This is a genomic window from Streptomyces sp. NBC_00080 (genome assembly GCF_045041255.1).
In the GTDB taxonomy this organism is placed as follows: Bacteria; Actinomycetota; Actinomycetes; order Streptomycetales; family Streptomycetaceae; genus Streptomyces; species Streptomyces coriariae.
The window spans coordinates 1,800,041-1,819,706 of the sequence record NZ_CP108235.1; the positions used below are offsets into that span (position 1 = coordinate 1,800,041).

The 19,666-nt window shown below is 70.5% G+C and carries 13 protein-coding genes; 7 read left to right on the plus strand and 6 right to left on the minus strand.

What is annotated here, in order from left to right:
* The 4 genes from OHU34_RS08060 to OHU34_RS08075 form a co-directional block, all read right to left on the minus strand.
* Window positions 1–1,251 (minus strand): alpha-L-fucosidase, encoded by a 1,251-nt coding sequence (locus tag OHU34_RS08060; protein WP_405765575.1) that lies wholly within the window; start codon window positions 1,249–1,251, stop codon window positions 1–3.
* Between the two features lie 78 nt (window positions 1,252–1,329).
* Window positions 1,330–4,401, minus strand: a complete 3,072-nt coding sequence (locus OHU34_RS08065) for an alpha-mannosidase (RefSeq protein WP_405765578.1) — start codon at window positions 4,399–4,401, stop codon at window positions 1,330–1,332.
* 101 nt (window positions 4,402–4,502) lie between these two features.
* The gene (locus tag OHU34_RS08070; RefSeq protein ID WP_405765580.1) at window positions 4,503–5,840 is read right to left on the minus strand and encodes a 6-phospho-beta-glucosidase; all 1,338 of its coding nucleotides are present in this window, start codon (window positions 5,838–5,840) and stop codon (window positions 4,503–4,505) included.
* Entirely contained in the window at window positions 5,837–6,601 is a 765-nt protein-coding gene (locus tag OHU34_RS08075) for a DeoR/GlpR family DNA-binding transcription regulator (RefSeq protein WP_405765583.1), read from the minus strand. The genes OHU34_RS08070 and OHU34_RS08075 overlap by 4 nt, the downstream gene beginning before the upstream one ends.
* Window positions 6,602–6,759: 158 nt before the next feature.
* Here OHU34_RS08075 and OHU34_RS08080 point away from each other — a divergent pair, with 158 nt between their 5' ends.
* The 7 genes from OHU34_RS08080 (at window position 6,760) to OHU34_RS08110 (ending at window position 17,529) form a co-directional block, all read left to right on the plus strand.
* Window positions 6,760–7,779: a carbohydrate kinase family protein gene (locus OHU34_RS08080; protein WP_405765586.1), complete on the plus strand. Its 1,020-nt coding sequence runs from the start codon at window positions 6,760–6,762 to the stop codon at window positions 7,777–7,779.
* 92 nt (window positions 7,780–7,871) lie between these two features.
* Entirely contained in the window at window positions 7,872–9,158 is a 1,287-nt protein-coding gene (locus tag OHU34_RS08085) for an ABC transporter substrate-binding protein (protein ID WP_405765588.1), read from the plus strand.
* The gene (locus tag OHU34_RS08090; RefSeq protein WP_142267026.1) at window positions 9,158–10,120 is read left to right on the plus strand and encodes a carbohydrate ABC transporter permease; all 963 of its coding nucleotides are present in this window, start codon (window positions 9,158–9,160) and stop codon (window positions 10,118–10,120) included. Before OHU34_RS08085 ends, OHU34_RS08090 begins: the two co-directional genes overlap by 1 nt.
* Window positions 10,121–10,135: 15 nt before the next feature.
* Window positions 10,136–10,999, plus strand: a complete 864-nt coding sequence (locus OHU34_RS08095) for a carbohydrate ABC transporter permease (RefSeq protein ID WP_405765591.1) — start codon at window positions 10,136–10,138, stop codon at window positions 10,997–10,999.
* Window positions 10,996–13,923, plus strand: a complete 2,928-nt coding sequence (locus OHU34_RS08100; protein WP_405765593.1) for a glycoside hydrolase family 2 TIM barrel-domain containing protein — start codon at window positions 10,996–10,998, stop codon at window positions 13,921–13,923. The genes OHU34_RS08095 and OHU34_RS08100 overlap by 4 nt, the downstream gene beginning before the upstream one ends.
* Window positions 13,924–13,962: 39 nt before the next feature.
* Window positions 13,963–15,801, plus strand: a complete 1,839-nt coding sequence (locus OHU34_RS08105) for a LamG-like jellyroll fold domain-containing protein (RefSeq protein WP_230194158.1) — start codon at window positions 13,963–13,965, stop codon at window positions 15,799–15,801.
* A 60-nt stretch (window positions 15,802–15,861) separates the two neighbouring features.
* A complete protein-coding gene (locus tag OHU34_RS08110) occupies window positions 15,862–17,529 on the plus strand; it encodes a histidinol-phosphatase (protein WP_405765597.1) in 1,668 nt (555 codons plus the stop codon).
* A 134-nt stretch (window positions 17,530–17,663) separates the two neighbouring features.
* Here the strand turns inward: OHU34_RS08110 and OHU34_RS08115 are convergent, their stop codons facing one another.
* Both OHU34_RS08115 and OHU34_RS08120 read right to left on the minus strand, forming a co-directional pair.
* Entirely contained in the window at window positions 17,664–18,119 is a 456-nt protein-coding gene (locus OHU34_RS08115) for a MaoC family dehydratase (RefSeq protein ID WP_054241465.1), read from the minus strand.
* 38 nt (window positions 18,120–18,157) lie between these two features.
* Complete coding sequence (locus OHU34_RS08120) at window positions 18,158–19,663, minus strand: long-chain fatty acid--CoA ligase (RefSeq protein ID WP_054241466.1); 1,506 nt, start codon at window positions 19,661–19,663, stop codon at window positions 18,158–18,160.
* Between the last annotated feature and the right edge of the window lie 3 nt (window positions 19,664–19,666).

Sequence of the window (19,666 nt, forward strand, 5' to 3'; positions counted from 1 at the left end):
TCAGAAGCGCCCCGACCCCCGGTACAGCTCCAGTTCACCGTCCAGTTCCAGGGCGAGGACCGTGGCGTGCGGGTCGAGGTCGGAGCCGGCCGGCGGGTCGATCCACAGCACACCGACCGCCTCGTGCAGTCCGCCGACGACACGGTGGGCGAGTACCGTTCCGGTGCCGAGCACGGTGACCCCGCGGACCGGCGTGACCAGACCCCGGACGCCGATCTCGGAACGCGGGACGTCGAACAGGGTGAGGTAGAGGGTGCGGCCGTCGGCGGAGAGGGTGCTGGGCCCGTAGTGGTGCCCGGCCGGCAGCCCCCGCACCGTCCCGTACACGGCCTCCGCGTGCTTGCGGATCCACTCCCCCAGGCCTTCGAGGCGCTCGACCTGCGGCTGCGGGATGGTGCCGTCCTCCATCGGGCCGACGTCGAGCAGCAGGTTCCCGCCGCCGCCGATGGTCTCGGCGAAGTAGCGGACCAGCTGGGTGAGCGACTTGTGGTGGTGATCGTGGTGCCGGTAGCCCCACGAGTCGTTGATGGTCAGGCACAACTCCCATGGCCCGGATGGGGGTTCGATGGGGGCGCCCTGTTCGGGGGTGGCGTAGTCGCCCTCGCTGAGCATGCGGGCGTTGAAGACGACGTCCGGGGAGTACGAGCGGATCAGCGCGGCGAGTTCCTTGATGCGCCACTGCTCCTCGCTGCGGTCCCACTCGCCGTCGAACCACATCAGGTCGGGCCGGTAGCGGGAGGCCAACTCGCGGACCTGGCCGTCCCGGTAGGCGAGGAACCGCTCCCAGGCCTCGAGGTCCTCGTCCTCGGCGGAACACTCGGAGTAGCGGTTGTCCTCCATCTCCGGCGGACGGCCCGGCTTGCGGGTGGTGGCGTAGTCCGGGTGGTTCCAGTCGGAGTGCGAGTAGTACAGACCGACCTTGAGACCCCTCTCGCGCAGGGCCTCGGCGTAGCCGGTCAGATAGTCGCGGCCCAGGTTCAGATCCCCGTACGCCGTGTCCCACAGGGCGATCCCGTCGTGGTGGCGGCTGGTGAGGACGGCGTAACCGGCGCCGGCACGGGCGAACAGGTCGGCCCAGGCCCGGGGATCGTAGTGGGCGCCGGTGAAGCGGTCGAGCTGGGACATGTACCGGTCGTGGGGCACGATGTCGTCGTAGAACGACCAGGACTCCTGGACGCCGTCGACGGCGTAGATGCCCCAGTGGACGAAGATCCCCAACTTGGCATCGGTGAACCAGGGTTGCATCGGCACGACTGAACTCCTCCGCAGCGCAGGGAACTTCGGGGCGGGGCGGGCGCGCATCGGGTCGCGCCCGCCCCGGGGCCACGGCTAACGGCCGGTGACGGCACGCTCCAGACGGAGCGTCAGGATCTGGAACGGCCGCAGTACGACGGCGACCGTGCCGTCCTCGCCGACGACCGCGGGCTCCAGCGGCCGCTCCAGCAGGTCGGTCACCTGGGCGCCCGCGAGCGGGAAGCCGGTGCGCAGGGTGCCGGTGGAGCGGCCGCCGCTGGACTCGTAGAGCCGGACGACGACATCCCCGGACTCGTCGTCGGCGAGCTTGACCGCCTCGACGGTGACCCCTGCGCCGTCCACCGAGACGACGGGCTCGGGGGTGGTGTCCGCCGCGTCGGCCACGCGCAGCGGGAGGTTGAGGGAGTAGCCCTCGGCGACCGCGTCCTCGATGCTCGCGCCGGGGAGCAGCGCGTAGCTGAAGCGGTGCCGGCCCTGGTCCGCCTCGGGGTCCGGGATCCGCGGGGCGCGGACCAGGCTGAGGCGGACGGTGGTGGTCGTACCGCCGTCCTCGCGGACCGTGCGGGAGACGTCGTGGCCGTAGGTGGAGTCGTTGATGACCGCGACGCCGTAGCCGGGTTCGCCGATGTGCACCCAGCGGTGGCCGGAGACCTCGAACCGGGCCGCCTCCCAGCTGGTGTTGGTGTGGGTGGGGCGCTGGATGTGGCCGAACTGGATCTCGGCGGAGGAGTGCGGCGCCCGGACGTCCACCGGGAAGGCCGCCTTGAGGATCTTCTCCGCCTCGTGCCAGTCGATGTCGGTCTCGAAGTCGACGCGGGGGCTGCCGGCGCGGAGCGTGATGGTCTGGGTGATCGTCGAGCCCTTGCCGAAGGAGCGCGTGACGCGGATCGCGCCGACGAGCGGGTTCTCCTCGACGACGGTCACGCCGTCCGGCTCCAGCAGGTCGGTGTACCGGTTCCGGTAGTGCTTGTCGATGTCCCAGGCGTCCCAGTAGTTCGGGAGGTCGGTGTGCAGGCGCAGCAGGTTGCCCTGGTCGGCGAGGACTTCACGGTTCGCCCGCAGATCGAACACGGACGACAGCGTGCCGTCCTCCGCGACCTGTACCCGAACCAGCCCGTTGTCCAGGACATGCCCGGAGACCGTCACCGGCCGCGGGGGCTCCGCGCCGGTCAGCGGCGCGCTGCCGCTCGCGGGCACCTCGACGTAGGCCGGTGCGCCCTGCGGCGTACGGACCACCTCGGCACGGCGGAACGGGCTGGTGTTGAACACCCGGAGCGCGCCGCCCTGCCGCCCGCCGCCCAGCGCGGCGACCGCCTCGGCCGTCAGTACCTCCAGCTCCTCGGCGACCCGCGCGTACTCGGCCTCCGCCTCGCGGTGCACCCAGGCGATCGAGGAGCCCGGCAGGATGTCGTGGAACTGGTGCAGCAGCACCGTCTTCCAGAGCCGGTCGAGCTTCGCGTAGGGGTAGGCGTAGTCCGGTGCGTGCAGTGCGGCCGTGGTCGCCCACAACTCCGCCTCGCGCAGCTTGTGTTCACTGCGGCGGTTGCCCTGCTTGGTGCGGGCCTGGGTGGTGTACGTGGCCCGGTGCAGCTCCAGGTAGAGCTCGCCGACCCAGACGGGGGCGTCCTGGTACTCCGCGCGGGCCTTGGCGAAGAACGTGTCGGGGTGCTCGACGACGACCTTCGGCGAGCCCTCCAGGTCGGCCAGCCGGCGCGCCCGTTCCATGATCTCGCGGGTGGGGCCGCCACCGCCGTCGCCCCAGCCGAAGGGGGCGAGCGAACGCGTACCGCCGCCCTTCTCGGAGTAGTTGCGCACGGCGCGGTCCATCTCCTCGCCGCTGAACCGCGCGTTGTAGGTGTCGACGGGCGGGAAGTGCGTGAAGATGCGGGTGCCGTCGATGCCCTCCCACCAGAAGGTGTGGTGGGGGAACTTGTTCGTCTGGTTCCAGGAGATCTTCTGGGTGAGGAACCAGTCGTTCCCGGCGAGCTTGGCGAGCTGCGGGTAGGCGGCGTTGTAGCCGAAGGAGTCCGGCAGCCAGACGCCCTTGGTCTCGATGCCGAAGTGCTCGATGAAGAACCGCTTGCCGTGCACCAGTTGGCGGGCGATCGCCTCGCCGCCCGGCAGGTTGCCGTCGGACTCGACCCACATGCCGCCGACCGGTGCCCACTGGCCCTTCTTCACCGACTCCTGGATGCGCGCCCACACCTGCGGGTAGTTGTCGCGCACCCACTCGTACTGCTGCGCCTGCGAGCAGGCGAAGATGAAGTCGTCGTACTCCTCGGCGAGCGAGGTGACGTTGGAGAAGGTGCGGGAGGTCTTGCGCTTCGTCTCCCGGATCGGCCACAGCCAGGCGGAGTCGATGTGCGCGTGGCCGACGCCGGAGATGGTGTGGGCGCTGGCGTGGGCGGGGCTGGCCAGCACCGGCGCGAGGACCTCGCGGACGGCCGCGGCGCTGCCGGAGACGTCGTCCAGGTCGAGGGCGTCCATGGCCCGGTCCAGGGCGTGCATGATCTCGTGCCGGCGCGGCTCGTGCTCGCCGAGGTGGACCATGAGTTCGCGCAGCACCTGGAGGTCGAGGTCGAGGTGCCAGACCTCTTCGTCGAGGACGGCGATGTCGGCGCGACGGAATGTATACAGTGGACGGTCGCCCGCCGTCAGTACATCGCCCAGCAGGGTCGGGCCAGCGAAGTCGTTCGCCAGGATGTCGGGGTTGGAGGCCGCCTCGACCAGGTAGTCGATGCTCTCCCCGCCGGTCGCCGGGTTGCCGATCGGCACGTAGTGGTTGAGCGGGTTGACCGCCTTCAGCGGCGTTCCGTCGGTGCGGTGCACGAGGGCCTCGGCCTGGTTGCCGGGCCAGTCACCCACGAAGCCCAGGTCGATGACGGCCTCGACGCGCTTGCCGGCCCACTCGGCGGGCACCTGCCCGCGCATCCGGAACCAGGTGGTGCCCCAGGGCGGGCCCCACGGGGTGCCCATCGCGAAGGGCTCGTAGGCGGCTGCCGCCGCCTCCGTGAAGGGGACGGGCTCCCCCGGTGCCTGCCAGGCCTCGACCTCGAAGGGCACGCTGGCCGCGTAGATCGCGGGCTTGATGCGCTGGTTGTGGACGCGCTCGACGCGCTCCTCGATGCGGCGGCGTTCGTCATGCATGGGGAATCTCCAGAGAGGGACCACGAGGGGCGGGGAGGCCGTGGGGCCGGGGACGCGCCGGTCGGAGGGAAGCGCGGGGGAAAGCGCTTTCCCTCCTGGGCTCACCTAAGGTACGCCAGCCCGGGATGGACGTCGGCATAGCCCTCGACCAGCTTGCGGGCCACGTTCACCGAGTCGACCAGCGGATGCAGCGCGAACGCCTTCACGGCCGTCGTACGAGAGCCGGACTCGGCGGCGGCCAGCACCTCGCGCTCGACGCCCTTCACCGCGCAGACCAGACCGGTGGCGTGGTCGGGCAGCGGGGCCACGGCCACCGGATGCGCGCCGTTGGCGTCGACCAGACAGGGCACCTCGATGACGGCGTCCACGTCGAGCACGGAGAGGGTGCCCTGATTGCGGACGTTGAGGATCAGGGTGGTGCGCTCGTCCCGGGCGATGGCCCGCATCAGGGCGAGGGCCACCTTCTCGTAGCCGCCGGAGAGGTCGTCGGCGTCCCGCTCGCCGGCGCCGGCCGTCTCCCGGTTCTCGGCCATGTAGGTGGCCTCGCGCTCGGCGCGGGTGCGGTCCCAGGCGGTCAGGGCCGCGGCGTCGGGGCGCTTCATCTCCTCGTAGAAGCGGGCCTGCTGGTCGGCGAGGAAGGCGCCGCGGGTCTTCTCGACCTGCTGGTAGGCCCGCACGGCTTCCCGGTTGAAGTAGTAGTAGTGCAGATACTCGTTGGGGATCGCGCCGAGGGACTGGAGCCAGTCGACGCCGAACAGCTTGCCCTCCTCGAAGGAACCGAGCAGGTCGGCGTCGGCGAGCAGCCGCGGGAGTTCGTCGCGACCGGCGACCCGCAGCCCGCGGACCCAGCCGAGGTGGTTGAGACCGACGTAGTCGATCCATGCCTCTTTCGGGTCCGCGCCGAGCACGCGGGCGATGCGGCGGCCGAGCCCGACCGGCGAGTCGCAGATGCCGATCACCCGGTCGCCGAGGTGACGGGACATGGCCTCGGTGACCAGGCCCGCCGGGTTGGTGAAGTTGATGACCCAGGCGTCGGGGGCCAGACGGGCCACCCGGCGGGCGATGTCGACGGCGACGGGGACCGTCCGCAGACCGTAGGCGATGCCTCCCGCGCCGACCGTCTCCTGGCCGAGGACGCCCTCGGCCAGGGCCACCCGCTCGTCGTGCGCGCGGCCTTCGAGGCCGCCGACGCGGATCGCGGAGAAGATGAAGTCGGCGCCGCGCAGGGCCTCGTCGAGGTCGGTGGTGGCGGTCACCCGGGGCGCGTCGGGGACGGCGGCCGCCTGCTCATTCAGTACACGGGCGACCGCATACAGTCGACTGTCGTCCAGATCGTGCAGAACGACGTCCGTGACCCGGCCCTCGGCGCGGTCCGTCAGGAGCGCCCCGTACACGAGCGGCACCCGGAACCCGCCGCCGCCCAGAATCGTCAGTTTCACGCTTGCACCTTTCCTGCCACGACCACCTCGACGCCCGCCTCCTCGAAGGAGGACCGGGTCGCCGGATCGACCGGCGTGTTCGTCACCACCACGTCCAGGTCCTCGGGACCGCAGACCTTCGCCATGCCCGTGCCCGGGAACTTCGCCGAGTCGGCGAGCAGGACGACCTTGCCACCGGCCTTGATCATGGCCCGCTTCACCGGCACCTCGACGACCGTCGTGTCCATCACCTGCCCGCCCGGACGCACTCCACTGGTCCCGAGGAACAGCCAGTCGGCATGCAGCTGGCGCAGGTTGTCCTCGGTGAGGAAACCGACCAGGGAGCGGTACTCGCGGCGGACCATGCCGCCGAGCAGGACCAGCTCGATGCCCTCGTCGTCGGCGAGCTCCTCGTAGACCACGAGGTTGCTGGTGATGACCGTCAGCCGGCGTCCGTGCAGCTGCCGGGCCAGGCGGTAGGCGGTGGTGCCGATGTCGAGGAGGACCGACTGACCGTCGGCGACCATGGCCGCCGCATGGGCGGCTATGGCGTCCTTCTCGCCCACCCGCACTTCGGCGACCTCGGCGAAGGGCTGGTCGCCCTCCTCCGCGACGGCGCCGCCGTGCACCCGGGTGAGCAGGCCGTCCTCCTCGAGTTTCACGAGGTCGCGTCTGATCGTGGCGGGGCTCACACCCAGCTGCTCGGAGAGATCGGTCACGGCCGCGGGGCCACCGGAGCGCAGGGCCCGCAGGATGAGTTGATGTCGTCGTTCTGCCAGCACGGCATGAACACTACTCGTCATCTTCAATCAAATCTATGCTCACTTCTGCTGAGGTATTGACCAATGTCGCCGAGGGGCGCACGATTCCGGTCACCGAATTGAAGAGTTCTGACGAGCTCCCCTGACGGGACGAGCTCCCCCGGCGAGGAGGATGTGCGGTGGACGACGACCGGCCCGAGGTGCTGCTCACCGGGCTGCTCTTCTACGACCTCGTCCTCACGGGGCTCGGCGGACCGCCGACCCCGGGCGAGGAGATCTGGACGGCCGGCATGGGCTGCGGCCCCGGCGGCATCGCCAACCTCGCGGTGGCCGCGTCCCGCTTCGGCCTCAGGACCTCGCTGGCCACGGTCTTCGGCGACGACTTCTACGGCGCCCACTGCCACGAGGTGCTCGCCGGCCAGGAGGGCGTCGACCTCGCCCTCTCCCGCGCGGCCGCCGGCTGGCACACTCCGGTCACGGTCGCTCTCGCGCACGGTCACGACCGCGCCCTGGTCACCCACGGCCAGGAGCCGCCGTACTCGCAGGACGTGCTCATGGGCGACCCGCCCGAGGCGCGCACGGCCCTCGTGCACCTCGAGGCCGAACCGCGCGCCTGGCTCGCCAAGGCGGCCGCGAACGGCACCCAGGTCTACGCCGACGTCGGCTGGGACCCCACCGAGCAATGGTCCACCGGCCTGCTCGACCAGCTCGCCCTGTGTCACGCCTTCCTGCCCAACGAGACCGAGGCGATGGCGTACACCCGCACCGACAGCGCGATCGCCGCGCTCGGCACCCTCGCGGAACTGGTGCCGGTGGCGGTGGTCACCCGGGGCGCCGACGGCGCGGTCGCGGTCGATCAGACGACCGGCGAGTACGCCGAGGTCTCCGCCCTCGACATCGATGTCCTGGATGCGACGGGCGCCGGTGACGTGTTCGGCGCGAGCTTCGTGGCGGCCTCGCTCGGCGGCTGGCCACTGGTGGAGCGGCTGCGGTTCGCCGTCCTCGCCGCCGGGCTGTCGGTGCAGCACCACGGCGGGGCGCTGGCGGCCCCCGGCTGGTACGGCGTCGACCGCTGGTGGCGCGCGCTGCGGGACCCCGAGCTCGAACGGGCGTACGGCTTCCTCGCCGACCGCATCCCGGCGGACGTCGGCCCGCCCGTGCGCTACGCGCCGGTCACCCCGCCCGCCCCGCGGCCCTGACCGCGCCCGTGTCCGGAGGACGACCCCCCGCATGCCCCTCGATTGCACCCCGTCTGCGAAGACGCGAACAGATCCGAAAGGCGGTGGGAGCTGTGCGGCTCTCACGTAGAGGCCTGCTCCGTGCGGGCCTGGCCGGCTCGGCCGCCACGGCGCTCGGCGGCCTGGCGTCCGGCTGTGCCGTTCCGACCGGTTCGACCGGCCGGAACATGGTCCTGTGGTACTGGGACGGAGGCCTGGGCGACACGGTCGTCAAGAACGCCAGGGCCCGCTACGACAGCTCGGTCGACCTCCAGGCCGTCAAGATCGGCGGTTACTACCGGTCGAAGCTGATCACCACGATGGCCGGCCGCGCCCACGTCCCCGACATCGCGGGCCTGAAGGGCGAGGACATGGCGTCCTACCTGCCCAACGCCGACCAGTTCGTGGACCTGCGCACGCTCGGCGCGGACGCGTACAAGTCCCGGTACCTGCCCTGGAAGTGGGAGCAGGGCATCGCGGACGACGGCAGGATGGTCGGTTTCCCGATCGACTGCGGGCCGGTGGCCCACCTCTACCAGTACGCCGTCTTCCGCAGGGCCGGACTGCCCTACGAGCCCGACGACGTGTCGAAGGAGCTCGACACCTGGGAGAAGTTCTTCGCGGCGGGCGAGCGGCTCAGGCGGCGGATACCGGGGACCTCGCTGCTCACCGACGTCAACAGCGTCTTCGAGAACGTGGTCCAGCAGGGCAGCGAGCGGTACGTCGACAAGGACCGCCACTTCATCGGCGACCAGGAGCATGTGCGCAACGCCTGGGCGCTCGCCGTGGAGGCCAAACAGCGCAAGATCGTCTCCAACCTGGTCAACGGCACCCCGGACCAGCTGTCGGCCGTCGAGGACGGCAAGCTGCCGAGCCAGCTGGGAGCCTCCTGGGCCACCAGCGACCTCAAGAACGGCGTGCCGAAGACCAAGGGCCGTTGGCGGGTGGCCGACATGCCCGTGCGGCCCTCCAACAACGGCGGCTCCTTCCTGTCGGTCACCAAGGCGTGCCGGGAGCCCGAGCGGGCGTTCCAGATCATCAGCTGGATGCTCGACGCGGGCAATCAGGCGCAGGGGTTCGTGGACGCCGGGCTCTTCCCCTCGACCCCCGCCTCGTACGACCTGAAGCAGGTGCGCGAGCCGGACGAGTTCTTCGGCGGTCAGGTCACGATGGACATCTTCGGTCCGGCCGCGCAGAAGATCGTGGTCGCCTACAACAGCCCGTTCGACATCGCGCTCGGGCAGCCCATCAAGGACGAGATCAAGAACGTCGGCGTCCTCGGCAAGGACCCGGAGCAGGCCTGGAGTGACGCCATGAGCAAGTGCCGGCGGATCGCGAAACACCTGGGGGTGAGCTACTGATGGCCACCCTCCCCGCACTGGAGAAGGCCCCGGCGGTCGTGGCGGACGTCCCCGTCACCCGGCCCCGGCAGGGCTTCCGCAAGTACTGGCACCTCTACGCCGCGATCTCCCCCTTCTACCTGCTCTTCCTCTGCTTCGGCCTGATCCCCGTCGGCTTCTCGCTCTACCTCTCCTTCCATCGCTGGGACGGCCTCGGCTCGATGGAATGGGCGGGACTGTCGCAGTACCGGTACCTGCTGAGCGACTCCGAGTTCTGGAGCTCGATCGGGACCACGATCGTCATCTGGGCGCTGGCCACCTTCCCCATGATCTTCCTGGCGATGGTGACGGCCGTGATGCTCAACTCGGCGGTCCGTTTCAAGAACCTTTACCGCGTCGCCTACTTCCTGCCGAACGTCACCTCGGTCGTGGCGATCGCGATCATCTTCGGCTCGGTGTTCTCCACCAACTTCGGCCTGGTGAACGCCTTCCTCCAGGCAATCGGTTTCGACCAGATCGCCTGGCTGAACACCCCCTGGGGCATCAAGATCGCCATCGCGACGCTGATGACCTGGCAGTGGACCGGCTACAACGCGATCATCTTCCTCGCCGGTCTCCAGACCGTCCCGAGCGAGCTGTACGAGGCGGCGCGCATGGACGGCGCGGGGCCGGTGCAGACCTTCTTCCGGATCACGCTGCCGATGATGCGGCCGGTGCTGCTGTTCGTGCTCGTCGTGTCGACGGTCACCGGTCTGCAGAGTTTCTCCGAACCCCAGGTGCTGCTCCAGAACACCTCGAACGACTCGACGTTCTCGGGCGGTCCCGGCCACGCCGGCCGGACGATGGTCCTCTACTTCTTCCAGCAGACCTTCGACAACAACGACTTCGGCTACGGCGCCGCCGTGGCGTGGGGCATCTTCCTCGTCGTCGTCCTCTTCTCGATCATCAACTGGCGGCTGGTGCAGCGCCGGGGCGAAGAATAGGGAGGCCCGCACACCATGGCATCCACCCAAGAAACACGGCGCGCCAAGGGGATCGACGGGTCCCGCCGCAGAGAGATCGGGCTGCACGCCGCTCTCGTCCTCGGCGTCCTGCTCTCGGCCTTCCCGTTCTACTGGGCCGTGATCATGTCGACGCACACGTCGTCGGAGATCTTCTCCTACCCGCCCAAGCTGCTGCCGGGCACGCACTTCCTGGAAAACGTCCGCAGCCTTTTCGACAACATCGATTTCTTCGGCTCGATGTTCAACTCGTTGCTGGTGGCGGGATCGGTGACCTTCCTGGTCCTGTTCTTCGACTCGCTGGCCGCCTTCGTCTTCGCCAAGTTCGAATTTCCGGGCAAACGGTTGCTGTTCGTGTTGCTCATGTTCATCTTCATGGTCCCGGCCCAGCTCCAGGCCATCCCCCAGTTCGTCATCATGGCGAAGCTCGGCTGGATCGGCTCGATGACGGCGCTGATCGTGCCGGCCGCCGCCAACGCGTTCGGCATCTTCTGGATGCGCCAGTACATGAAGGGCGCGATCCACGACGAACTCCTCGACGCCTCCCGCATCGACGGCGCGAACTTCCTGCGCCAGTACTGGCACGTGGCCCTCCCGGTGGTCCGGCCGGGACTGGCCTTCCTCGGCATCTTCACCTTCATGGGCCAGTGGAACGACTACGCCTGGCCCCTGATCGCCCTCACCAACCCGGACAACGTGACCCTCCAGGTCGCGCTGTCGCAGCTCAACGGCACGCACGGCACCACGGACTACGGAATGGTCATGACCGGCGCGCTGCTCGCCCTGGTCCCGCTGCTCATCGTGTTCGCGATCGGCGCCCGTCAGATGATCGGCGACCTCGCGAAGGGAGCGATCAAGTGACCGATCCGCTGCTGGCGCTCCGCCCCTGGGAGGCACCCGAGGTGACCTCGTGGGGACGGCTGCCCATGAACGCCGTCGACCGGCGCTCCGGAGCAAACTCCCTGGACGGCGACTGGCGGTTTCGGTTGCTGTCCGCTCCGGACGCGCCGGTCGGCGGTCCCTGGTCGACGGCATCCGTGCCCGGCGCATGGACCATGCAGACCATCGAGGGCGCTGCCGACCTTCCGCAGTATCTGAACGTCCGTATGCCGTATACAGAATTCCCCCCACTGTCGCCCGCGGACAATCCGACCGGTGTGTACGAGCGGGAGATCGACATCCCCGCCGAGTGGGCCGGGCGCCGCATCGTGCTCCAGGTCGGGGCCGCCGAGAGCGTGCTGCTGGTACATGTGGACGGGCGGCCCGTCGGCATCTCCAAGGACTCGCATCTGGCGGCCGAGTTCGATCTGTCGGGCGCCGTACGCCCCGGCGGCCGGTCCGTGCTGCGGCTGACGGTCGTCAAGTGGTCGGACGCCTCGCACATCGAGGACCAGGACCAGTGGTGGCACGCCGGGATCACGCGCTCGGTGCTGTTGTACGCCACCGACCCGCTGCGGCTGGCCGACGTGAGCGTGCGGGCGGCGCGGGACGGCGCGCTGCGGGTCGACTGCCAGGTACTGGACGCGGGCGGAGCGCTGCCCGCGGGCTGGTACGTGAGCGGGGAGCTGGACGGTCTGCCGCTGGCGCAGGACGCGGAGTTCGACCTGGCCAACGCCGAGGAGGAGCGTGTCTCCGCCTTCCTCGGCGAGGCACGGCTGGGCGCGCGGGTGCCCGAGGTGCGTACCTGGACGGCCGAGACGCCCGAGCTGTACGACCTCACGGTCCGGCTGCACCGCGCCGACGGCAGCGTCGCCGACACCTCCCGCCACCGGGTCGGCTTCCGCGACGTGGCGATCGTCGGTCGGGATCTGCTGGTCAACGGGGAGCGGGTCTTCATCCGGGGGGTGAACCGGCACGACTTCCACCCCCTGACGGGACGGACGGTGTCGTACGACGACATGCGCGCCGACCTGGTGCTGCTGAAGCGCTTCGGCTTCAACGCGATCCGCACCGCGCACTACCCGAACGACCCCACGCTCTACGACCTGGCCGACGAAATCGGGTTCTACGTCGTCGACGAGGCGGACATCGAGTCCCACGACCACGCCCACGAGATCGCCGACGACCCGCGCTATCTGAACGCCTTCGTCGACCGGGTCTCGCGGATGGTGCTGCGGGACAAGAACCACCCGTCGGTCATCATCTGGTCGCTGGGCAACGAGTCCGACTACGGCGCCAACCACGACGCCGCCGCGGGCTGGGTGCGCCGGCACGACCCGACCCGGCCGCTGCAGTACGAGGGGGCCGCCAAGCTCGGCTGGGCCGATCCGCAGGTCGCCTCCGACATCGCCTGCCCGATGTACGCGTCCCTGGAGGACTGCGTGGCGCACGCGCTGTCCGGGCGGCAGACCAAGCCGCTCATCCAGTGCGAGTACTCCCACGCGATGGGCAACAGCAACGGCACGCTGGCCGACCACTGGGCCGCCATCGAGGCCACCCCGGGTCTTCAGGGCGGGTTCATCTGGGAGTTCCGGGACCACGGCATTCTCCAGCGTGTGAACGACGGAAGACCGGTCGGGCGTGGGGGCGCCGGGCTCTATGACAACGCTGTCGCCGCGCCCGGACACCGCTGGGCGTACGGCGGCGACTTCGGCGAGAAGGACCACGACGGCGCGTTCATCGCGGACGGCGTCGTCTTCCCGGACCGCACCCCGAAACCGGTGATGTACGAGCACCGGGAACTCTCCGCTCCGGTGCGGCTGCACGGCGTCGGGCCGGAGGGGGTGACGGTCTCCAACCACCAGCACTTCCGCGGCCTGGAGTGGCTCGCGGGCGAGTGGGAGCTGTCGCTCGCCCACGGCGGGACGCTCACCGCGCGGGCCGAGCTGCCCGACCTACGACCGGGCGGCACGGTCGAGGTGCCGCTGCCGTTCGCGTTGCCGGACGACGGCGGCGAGGCGTGGCTGACGCTGCGGGTGACGACGGCCCGGGATCTGCCGTGGGCTCCGCGGGGCACTGCGGTGTGCGCGCCGCAGGTGCGGTTGCGGGCGCCGGCGCCGGTCGAGGACCCGGTGGGCTCCGGCCGCGTCGAAATCGACGCCGACGGACTCCTCGTGCACCCGCTGCTGACCTCCGCGCCCGCGTTGTCCCTGTGGCGGGCGCCGACCGACAACGACGAGCTGGGCGGGGCGGCGCTGCGCTGGCGGACGTGGGGCCTGCACACCCTCGTGCGCCGGCTGGTGTCCGTGCACCAGGAGGGCGACGGGGTCACCGTGCTCGCCGAGTACACCGGCACCACCGGCGTCGTCCGGCACCGGCAGGTCTTCACGCCGGTCGAGGGCGGCATCCGGATCGACGAACAGGCCGAGCTGCCCGCGGAGTTCGACGACGTGGCGCGCGTGGGCTCGGTCTTCGAGACGGTGGCGGGACCGGACCGGCTGGACTGGTTCGGACAGGGCCCCTGGGAGTCGTACCCCGACCGGAGCGCGGGCGCGCCGGTCGGCCATCACCACGCCCGGATCGACGCGTTGTTCACCCCGTACCTGCGTCCACAGGAGAGCGGCGGCCTGCACGGTGTGCGGCGTTTCACGCTCCGCGCGCCGGACGCCACAGGCCTCTCCGTCACTCTGGACGAGCCGCGCCAGGTCTCCGTCACGCGCTACCGCGCCGAGGACCTGACGGCCGTCGACCATCACGACGAGCTCGTCCCACGCGCAGGCTGCGTGGTGCACCTCGACGCGGCGCACCGCGGCCTCGGCACGGCGTCGTGCGGCCCCGACACCTTCCCCTCCTATCTCGTCGCACCGGGTGTCCATCGCTGGAGCTGGACCCTGCGCGTCCTGTGAACTCCCGTTGTCAGCAACGGACTTACCTATGGAGCACCCGTGTGTACTTCGCACGCCCAGGAACAGGGCGAGGCCGCGCAGGCCGATGCCGGAAGACGCGGTTTCCTGCGGGCCACCGCGCTGCTCGGCGCGGCCGCCACGGCCGGACTCGCGCTGCCGGCCACGGCCGAGGCGGCCTCCGCCCGGTGGCGCCCGGACCCGGAGAGCCGCCGGTTCACGCTCGCCGTCATGCCCGACACGCAGTACCTCTTCGACGGCCCGAGCATCGACAAGACGCCGGTCGAGGCGTCCTTGCGCTACCTCCTCGACCAGGGCAAGCACGAGAACCTCGTGTTCCTGTCCCACCTCGGCGACCTCACCCAGAACGGGGCGAAGGACGAGGTCGCCGCGATCAGCGAGGCGTTCGGGCTGCTCGACCGGCGCGGGATCGGCTACAGCGTGCTGGCCGGCAACCACGACGTGAAGTCGTCGACGACCGACCAGCGCGGCGCGACCCCATATCTGGACGCCTTCGGCCCGCAGCGCTTCCGGGGGAAGCCCACGTTCGGCGGGGCCTCCCCCGACGGCTACAACACCTTCCACCTGTTCCGGGCGGGCGGCCGGGAATGGATGGTGCTGGCGCTGGACTGGCGGCTGTCGGAGAAGGGGTACGCCTGGGCCGCCGGTGTCCTCGCCCGGCACCCGAGGACACCGGTCGTCCTGACCACGCACGAGCTGGTCGCCGAGGACGACTCCCTTTCGACGTACGGGCAACAGCTGTGGGACCGGCTGATCGAGGACCACGACCAGATCTTCCTCACCCTCAACGGGCACTACTGGCCCGCCGGTCGGACAACGCGCCGCAACGCCGCCGGTCATGACGTCCAGCTGCACCTGACGAACTATCAGAACCGCTACTTCGGCGGCGCCGCCATGATCCGCCTCTACCGCTTCGACCTCGACCGGAACGTCATCGACGTGGAGACGGTCTCCCCGTGGATCCTCGGCCGGGCCGCGAAGGGGCTCAACGAGCTGGAGCGGCAGGAGATCGAACTGAGCGGCGACGCGGACCGGTTCACGGTCGGCATCGACTTCGCCGCGCGCTTCGCGGGCTTCGATCCGGTGCCCGCGCGTCCCGCCCGTCCCGTCTCGAAGGTGCTGGTGCGCGACACGGTCGCCTACTGGCGGTTCGACGGCCACGACGACGGTACGGCGGTCGGCGGCACCGTCCGTGACCTGTCCGGGCGCGGCAACCACCTGGCCCTCGTCACGGTGGGCGGCGGCGCCCTGACCTGGTCCTCCGACCACCACCCCGACCAACCCGGCCACGGGAGCCTGGAGTTCCAGGGTTTCAAGTCCCCGCTGAAGGGCGCCTACCTGCGCACGGTCGACGGCGCCCCGCTCAACTCGGCCGTCTTCGAGGACGGTTACACCATCGAGGCGTTCTATCGTCTCCCGGCCGACTGGGACCCGTCGCACCACGCCTGGTCGGGGCTGGTGAGCCGGACCGGAACAGGCGGCGCGGCGGGCAGGACCGGCGACGACCCCGACGAGCCGCTCGCCACCCTCTCCCTCTCCGACGACCGGGAACCGCAGTGGGCGATGCGTCCGCTGAACCAGCAGGGCATCGCCACCAACTGGGGTCAGGAGACCCCGCTGGAGACCTGGTGGCACCTCGCCGTCGTCAACGACGGCAAGCACACCACGCTGTACGTCGAGGGCTGCCCGGCGGTGCGCAATCCGAAGGCGGCGGCCGTCGGCATCACCTCCGTCGGGCTGCCCTGGCTGCTCGGCGGCTACGAGTACGGCGGGCAGATCGACCAGATCCTGCACGGCCGCCTCGGTGACGTCAGGATCGTCTCGCGGGCGCTGCCCGTCACCTCCTTCATGAACCACTGACCTCCTTCATGAACCACTGACCTCCTTCGTGAACCACTGACCTTCTGCACGAGGATCACCGTGACCGAGCAGCAACTGCCCGCCTGGGCCGATCCGTCCGTCCCGCCGGCCGTTCTCGACGCCCAGGGCGTGTCGAGACGCGGACTCCTGCGCCGCGCCGGCCTTTTCGGCGCCGCGTTCGCACTCGGCGGTGCGGCCACCCCGGCCGTCGCCGCCACCGGCCGGGGCCACGGCGGTGAGGACCCGCGGCTCGCCTACCTGGTGGGCGACCACCACGTCCACTCCGTCTACAGCCACGACGCGAAGTACACGTTCTCCCAGCAGGCCCGGGCCGCCGCCCGGTACGGCCTCGACTGGATGGTCTTCAACGAGCACTCCAACTTCGGGCACGCCTCCCACGGCGCCGCGCTGGAGCACAAGGAGATCCTCCGGGCCCGCGCCGCGAACCCGCGCCAGCTGATCTTCCAGGGTCTGGAGTGGTACATCCCGGCCGCCGAGCACTGCACGGTGTTCGCCGCCCCCGGCCCGCACGAGGTCGACCTGCTCACGCGGTTCGAGCTCGCCTACGACGGCAAGCTGCTGGGCTACACCGAGGGAGCCGCCGGCGCGGCCGACACCGCCCGCAACGAGGCGCACGCCGTCAAGGCGGTCAAGTGGCTGGCCGAGCAGCGCCGCAGCGGCTATGTCGACGACGTCCTCGTCCTCGCCAACCACCCGCTGCGCCTCGGCATCGACTCCCCGCACGAGATGCGGGCCTGGCGCGACGCCGCGCCCGAGATCATGATCGGCATGGAGGGCGCGCCGGGCGCCCAGGGCGCGGCGATCCCCGGCTGGCGCGGTGCCACGTCCATCCGCGGCGAGTACGAGAACAAGCCGTCCGCCCAGTCCTGGGCGGGCTACCCGGCGGACGCCTACCTCACCTACGGCGGCTTCGACTGGGCCACCGCGACCGTCGGCGGCCTGTGGGACTCGATGCTGGCCGAGGGCCGGCTGTTCTCGGTCACCACCAACTCCGACAACCACCGGACCGTCTTCGACACCTGGAAGAACGGTGACTGGCCCGCCGGACAGAACTTCGACAACACCGGCAGGCTGCCCGATCCGGTGAACACCGACACCACGCAGGCAGGCAGCGACTTCTGGCCGGGGCAGTTCAGCCGCACCCACGTCGGCGTGACCCGCTACGGCTACCGCGCGGTGATGACGGGCCTGCGCGAGGGCCGGGTCTGGCTGGACCACGGGCACCTGCTCGACGGTCTGGAGGTCCGGCTGCGGCGGGAGCACGGCAACGGGCGGGGCGTCACGCTCGGCGGCCGGCTGCGGGTGCGCAAGGGCGAGAAGCTCACCCTGGAGATCACCGTCACCACTGCCTCCCGCCCCAACCCCCAGGGCATCCTGCCGCAGTTGGCCCATGTGGACGTGATCCGGGGCGCGGTGCGCGGCGCGGTGTCCGACCGCGACACCTGGCGGGCTCCCGACACGAAGGTGGTCCGGACAACAAACGTGAGCGGCCGCAAGGGGACCTACACCCTGCGCGTCCCGGTCACGGTGGGCGACGAGTCCTGCTACCTCCGTCTGCGCGGCAGCGACGGCAACCGGAACGGAACCGGTTACCTGGGCGCTTCGGTGGACCCGCGCGGCCCGATCCCGCACGAGCCGGGCAACGGCGACCCGTGGGCCGACACCTGGTTCTACTCCAACCCGATCTTCGTGGACGTCGTCGGCTGAGCGCCCCGAGAAGAGGTACGGGATTCGTTCCCGCGTCCACGCGGACGTGGGGAACCTCGCGACCGGCCACACCGGTCCCGCGGTTCCCCACAGCGCCGCCCGGACGACGGCGAGTCGCGGCGGCCCGCACGGCCCTACGCGTAGAAGCGCGACAGACTCTGCAGCACCGCGGCCGGCTTCGCGCCCCCCTCGATCTCGATCGCCCCGCCGACGGTGATCTGCACCCCACCCGGCACGTCCTCGACCTCGGTCAGCTCGGCCACCAGGCGGATCCGCGAGCCGACCTTGACCGGCGAGGGGAAACGCACCTTGTTCAGCCCGTAGTTGACCTTGGTCGTGACGCCCTGGACGTCCAGCAGCTCGGTGAAGAGCGGGATGAACAGGGAGAGCGTCAGGTACCCATGGGCGATCGGCGCTCCGAAGGGCCCGGCGGCCGCCCGTTCGGGATCCACATGGATCCACTGGTGGTCCCCGGTCGCGTCCGCGAACGTGTCGATGCGCTCCTGGGTGACCTCGATCCATTCACTGGTGCCCAGGTCGCTGCCGGCCAGCTTCTTCAGCTCGTCGAGACCGTTGACGGTGATGCTCATATTTCCGTTCCTCACAGGAGAGTTCGCAGGAGAGTCGCTCAGGAGTCGGTGCCGAACCGGGAGCGCACCCGGGACTTCAGGAGCTTTCCGGAGGCGGTGCGCGGGAGTTCGTCCGCCACCACCACCGACTTGGGGATCTTGTACTTGGCGAGCCGCCCGGACAGCGAGGCCAGCACCTCGTCGGGGTCGAGCGAGGTGCCCTCGCGGGGCACGACGACCGCGCGCGGCACCTCGCCCCACTTGTCGTCGGACACGCCGATGACCGCGCACTCCACGATGTCGGGGTGGGCGAGGAGCAGGTCCTCGATCTCGGCGGGGTAGATGTTCTCCCCGCCGGAGATGATCATGTCCTTGATGCGGTCGACGATATGCACGTAACCGTCTTCGTCGACCCGGGCCGCGTCCCCGCTGCGGAACCAGCCGTCGGCGAAGGAGGCGGCCGTCTCCTCGGGCAGCCCCCAGTAACCGGGCATGACGTGCGGCCCGCGGACGACGACCTCGCCGGTCTCGCCGACCTCGACGGGTGTGAGGTCGGGGCGCAGGACGCGTACGTCGCTGAAGAAGTGCGGGACGCCGGCCGAGCCCGCCTTGCTGACCGCGTGCTCGGCGTCCAGGAACAGCGTGCCGGGGGACGCCTCGGTCATGCCGTAGCCCTGGAGGAAGGTGAGTCCGCGTTCCTGGTAGGCGGCGATCAGCGGCGTCGACACCGGGGAGCCGCCGCAGGTCAGGATCCGCAGACTGGACAGATCCGCGTCCGCCCAGCGCGGGTGCCGGGCGATCTGCTCGAACATCGTCGGCACCCCGAACATGAAAGTGATCCGGTGCCGCTCGATCAGGCCGAAGGTGGCCTCCGGGTCGAAGGCCTCGACCAGGACGCAGCAGCCACCCTTGAGGAGCACCGGCAGGGTCAGCATGTTCAGGCCGGCCGTGTGGAACAACGGCGCGGAGACCAGGGCGCGTTCGTCGGCGGTCAGATCGGTGTCGACGAGGACGTTGACCGCGTTCCAGGTGAGGTTGCCGTGCGTGAGCATGGCGCCCTTGGGGCGGCCGGTCGTGCCCGAGGTGTACATGATGATGCAGGTGTCGTCGGGGGCGACCGGCGTGTCGATCGGCTCGTCGGAGGCGGCGGCGAGCTCGCTCTCGTACTCGGCGCCGACCTCGAGGTACGTCCGGACGTCCGTGTTCCCCGGCAGGCCGGCGACCAGGCCGGCGTGCGAGGGACCGTAGACGAGCGCCTTCGCGCCGGAGTCGGCGAGCTGGTAGGCGATCTCGGGTCCGGCGAGGCGGGTGTTGAGGGGGACGAACACCGCGCCGAGGGTGCCGGCGGCGAACAGCGTCTCCAGGTAGGAGGGGTGGTTGGGGCCGAGGTAGGCGATGCGGTCGCCGCGCCGCACACCCCGGGCGCGCAGGGCGTGGGCCAGGCGCGTGGTGCGTGTATACAGTGTGCGATAGTCCGTCGACTGCTCACCGTGGACCAGCGCGGTGCGGTGCGGGGTCTTGCGGGCCCGGCGTGCGGGCCACGACCCGAGTCCCTCGTTGCGCATCTT

Bases quoted from the DNA above. Each gene is read 5' to 3' on its own strand.
- OHU34_RS08120 (WP_054241466.1), bottom strand. From the start codon at position 19,663: ATGCGCAACGAGGGACTCGGGTCGTGGCCCGCACGCCGGGCCCGCAAG.
- OHU34_RS08095 (WP_405765591.1), top strand. From the start codon at position 10,136: ATGGCATCCACCCAAGAAACACGGCGCGCCAAGGGGATCGACGGGTCC.
- OHU34_RS08065 (WP_405765578.1), bottom strand. From the start codon at position 4,401: ATGCATGACGAACGCCGCCGCATCGAGGAGCGCGTCGAGCGCGTCCAC.
- OHU34_RS08115 (WP_054241465.1), bottom strand. From the start codon at position 18,119: ATGAGCATCACCGTCAACGGTCTCGACGAGCTGAAGAAGCTGGCCGGC.
- OHU34_RS08090 (WP_142267026.1), top strand. From the start codon at position 9,158: ATGGCCACCCTCCCCGCACTGGAGAAGGCCCCGGCGGTCGTGGCGGAC.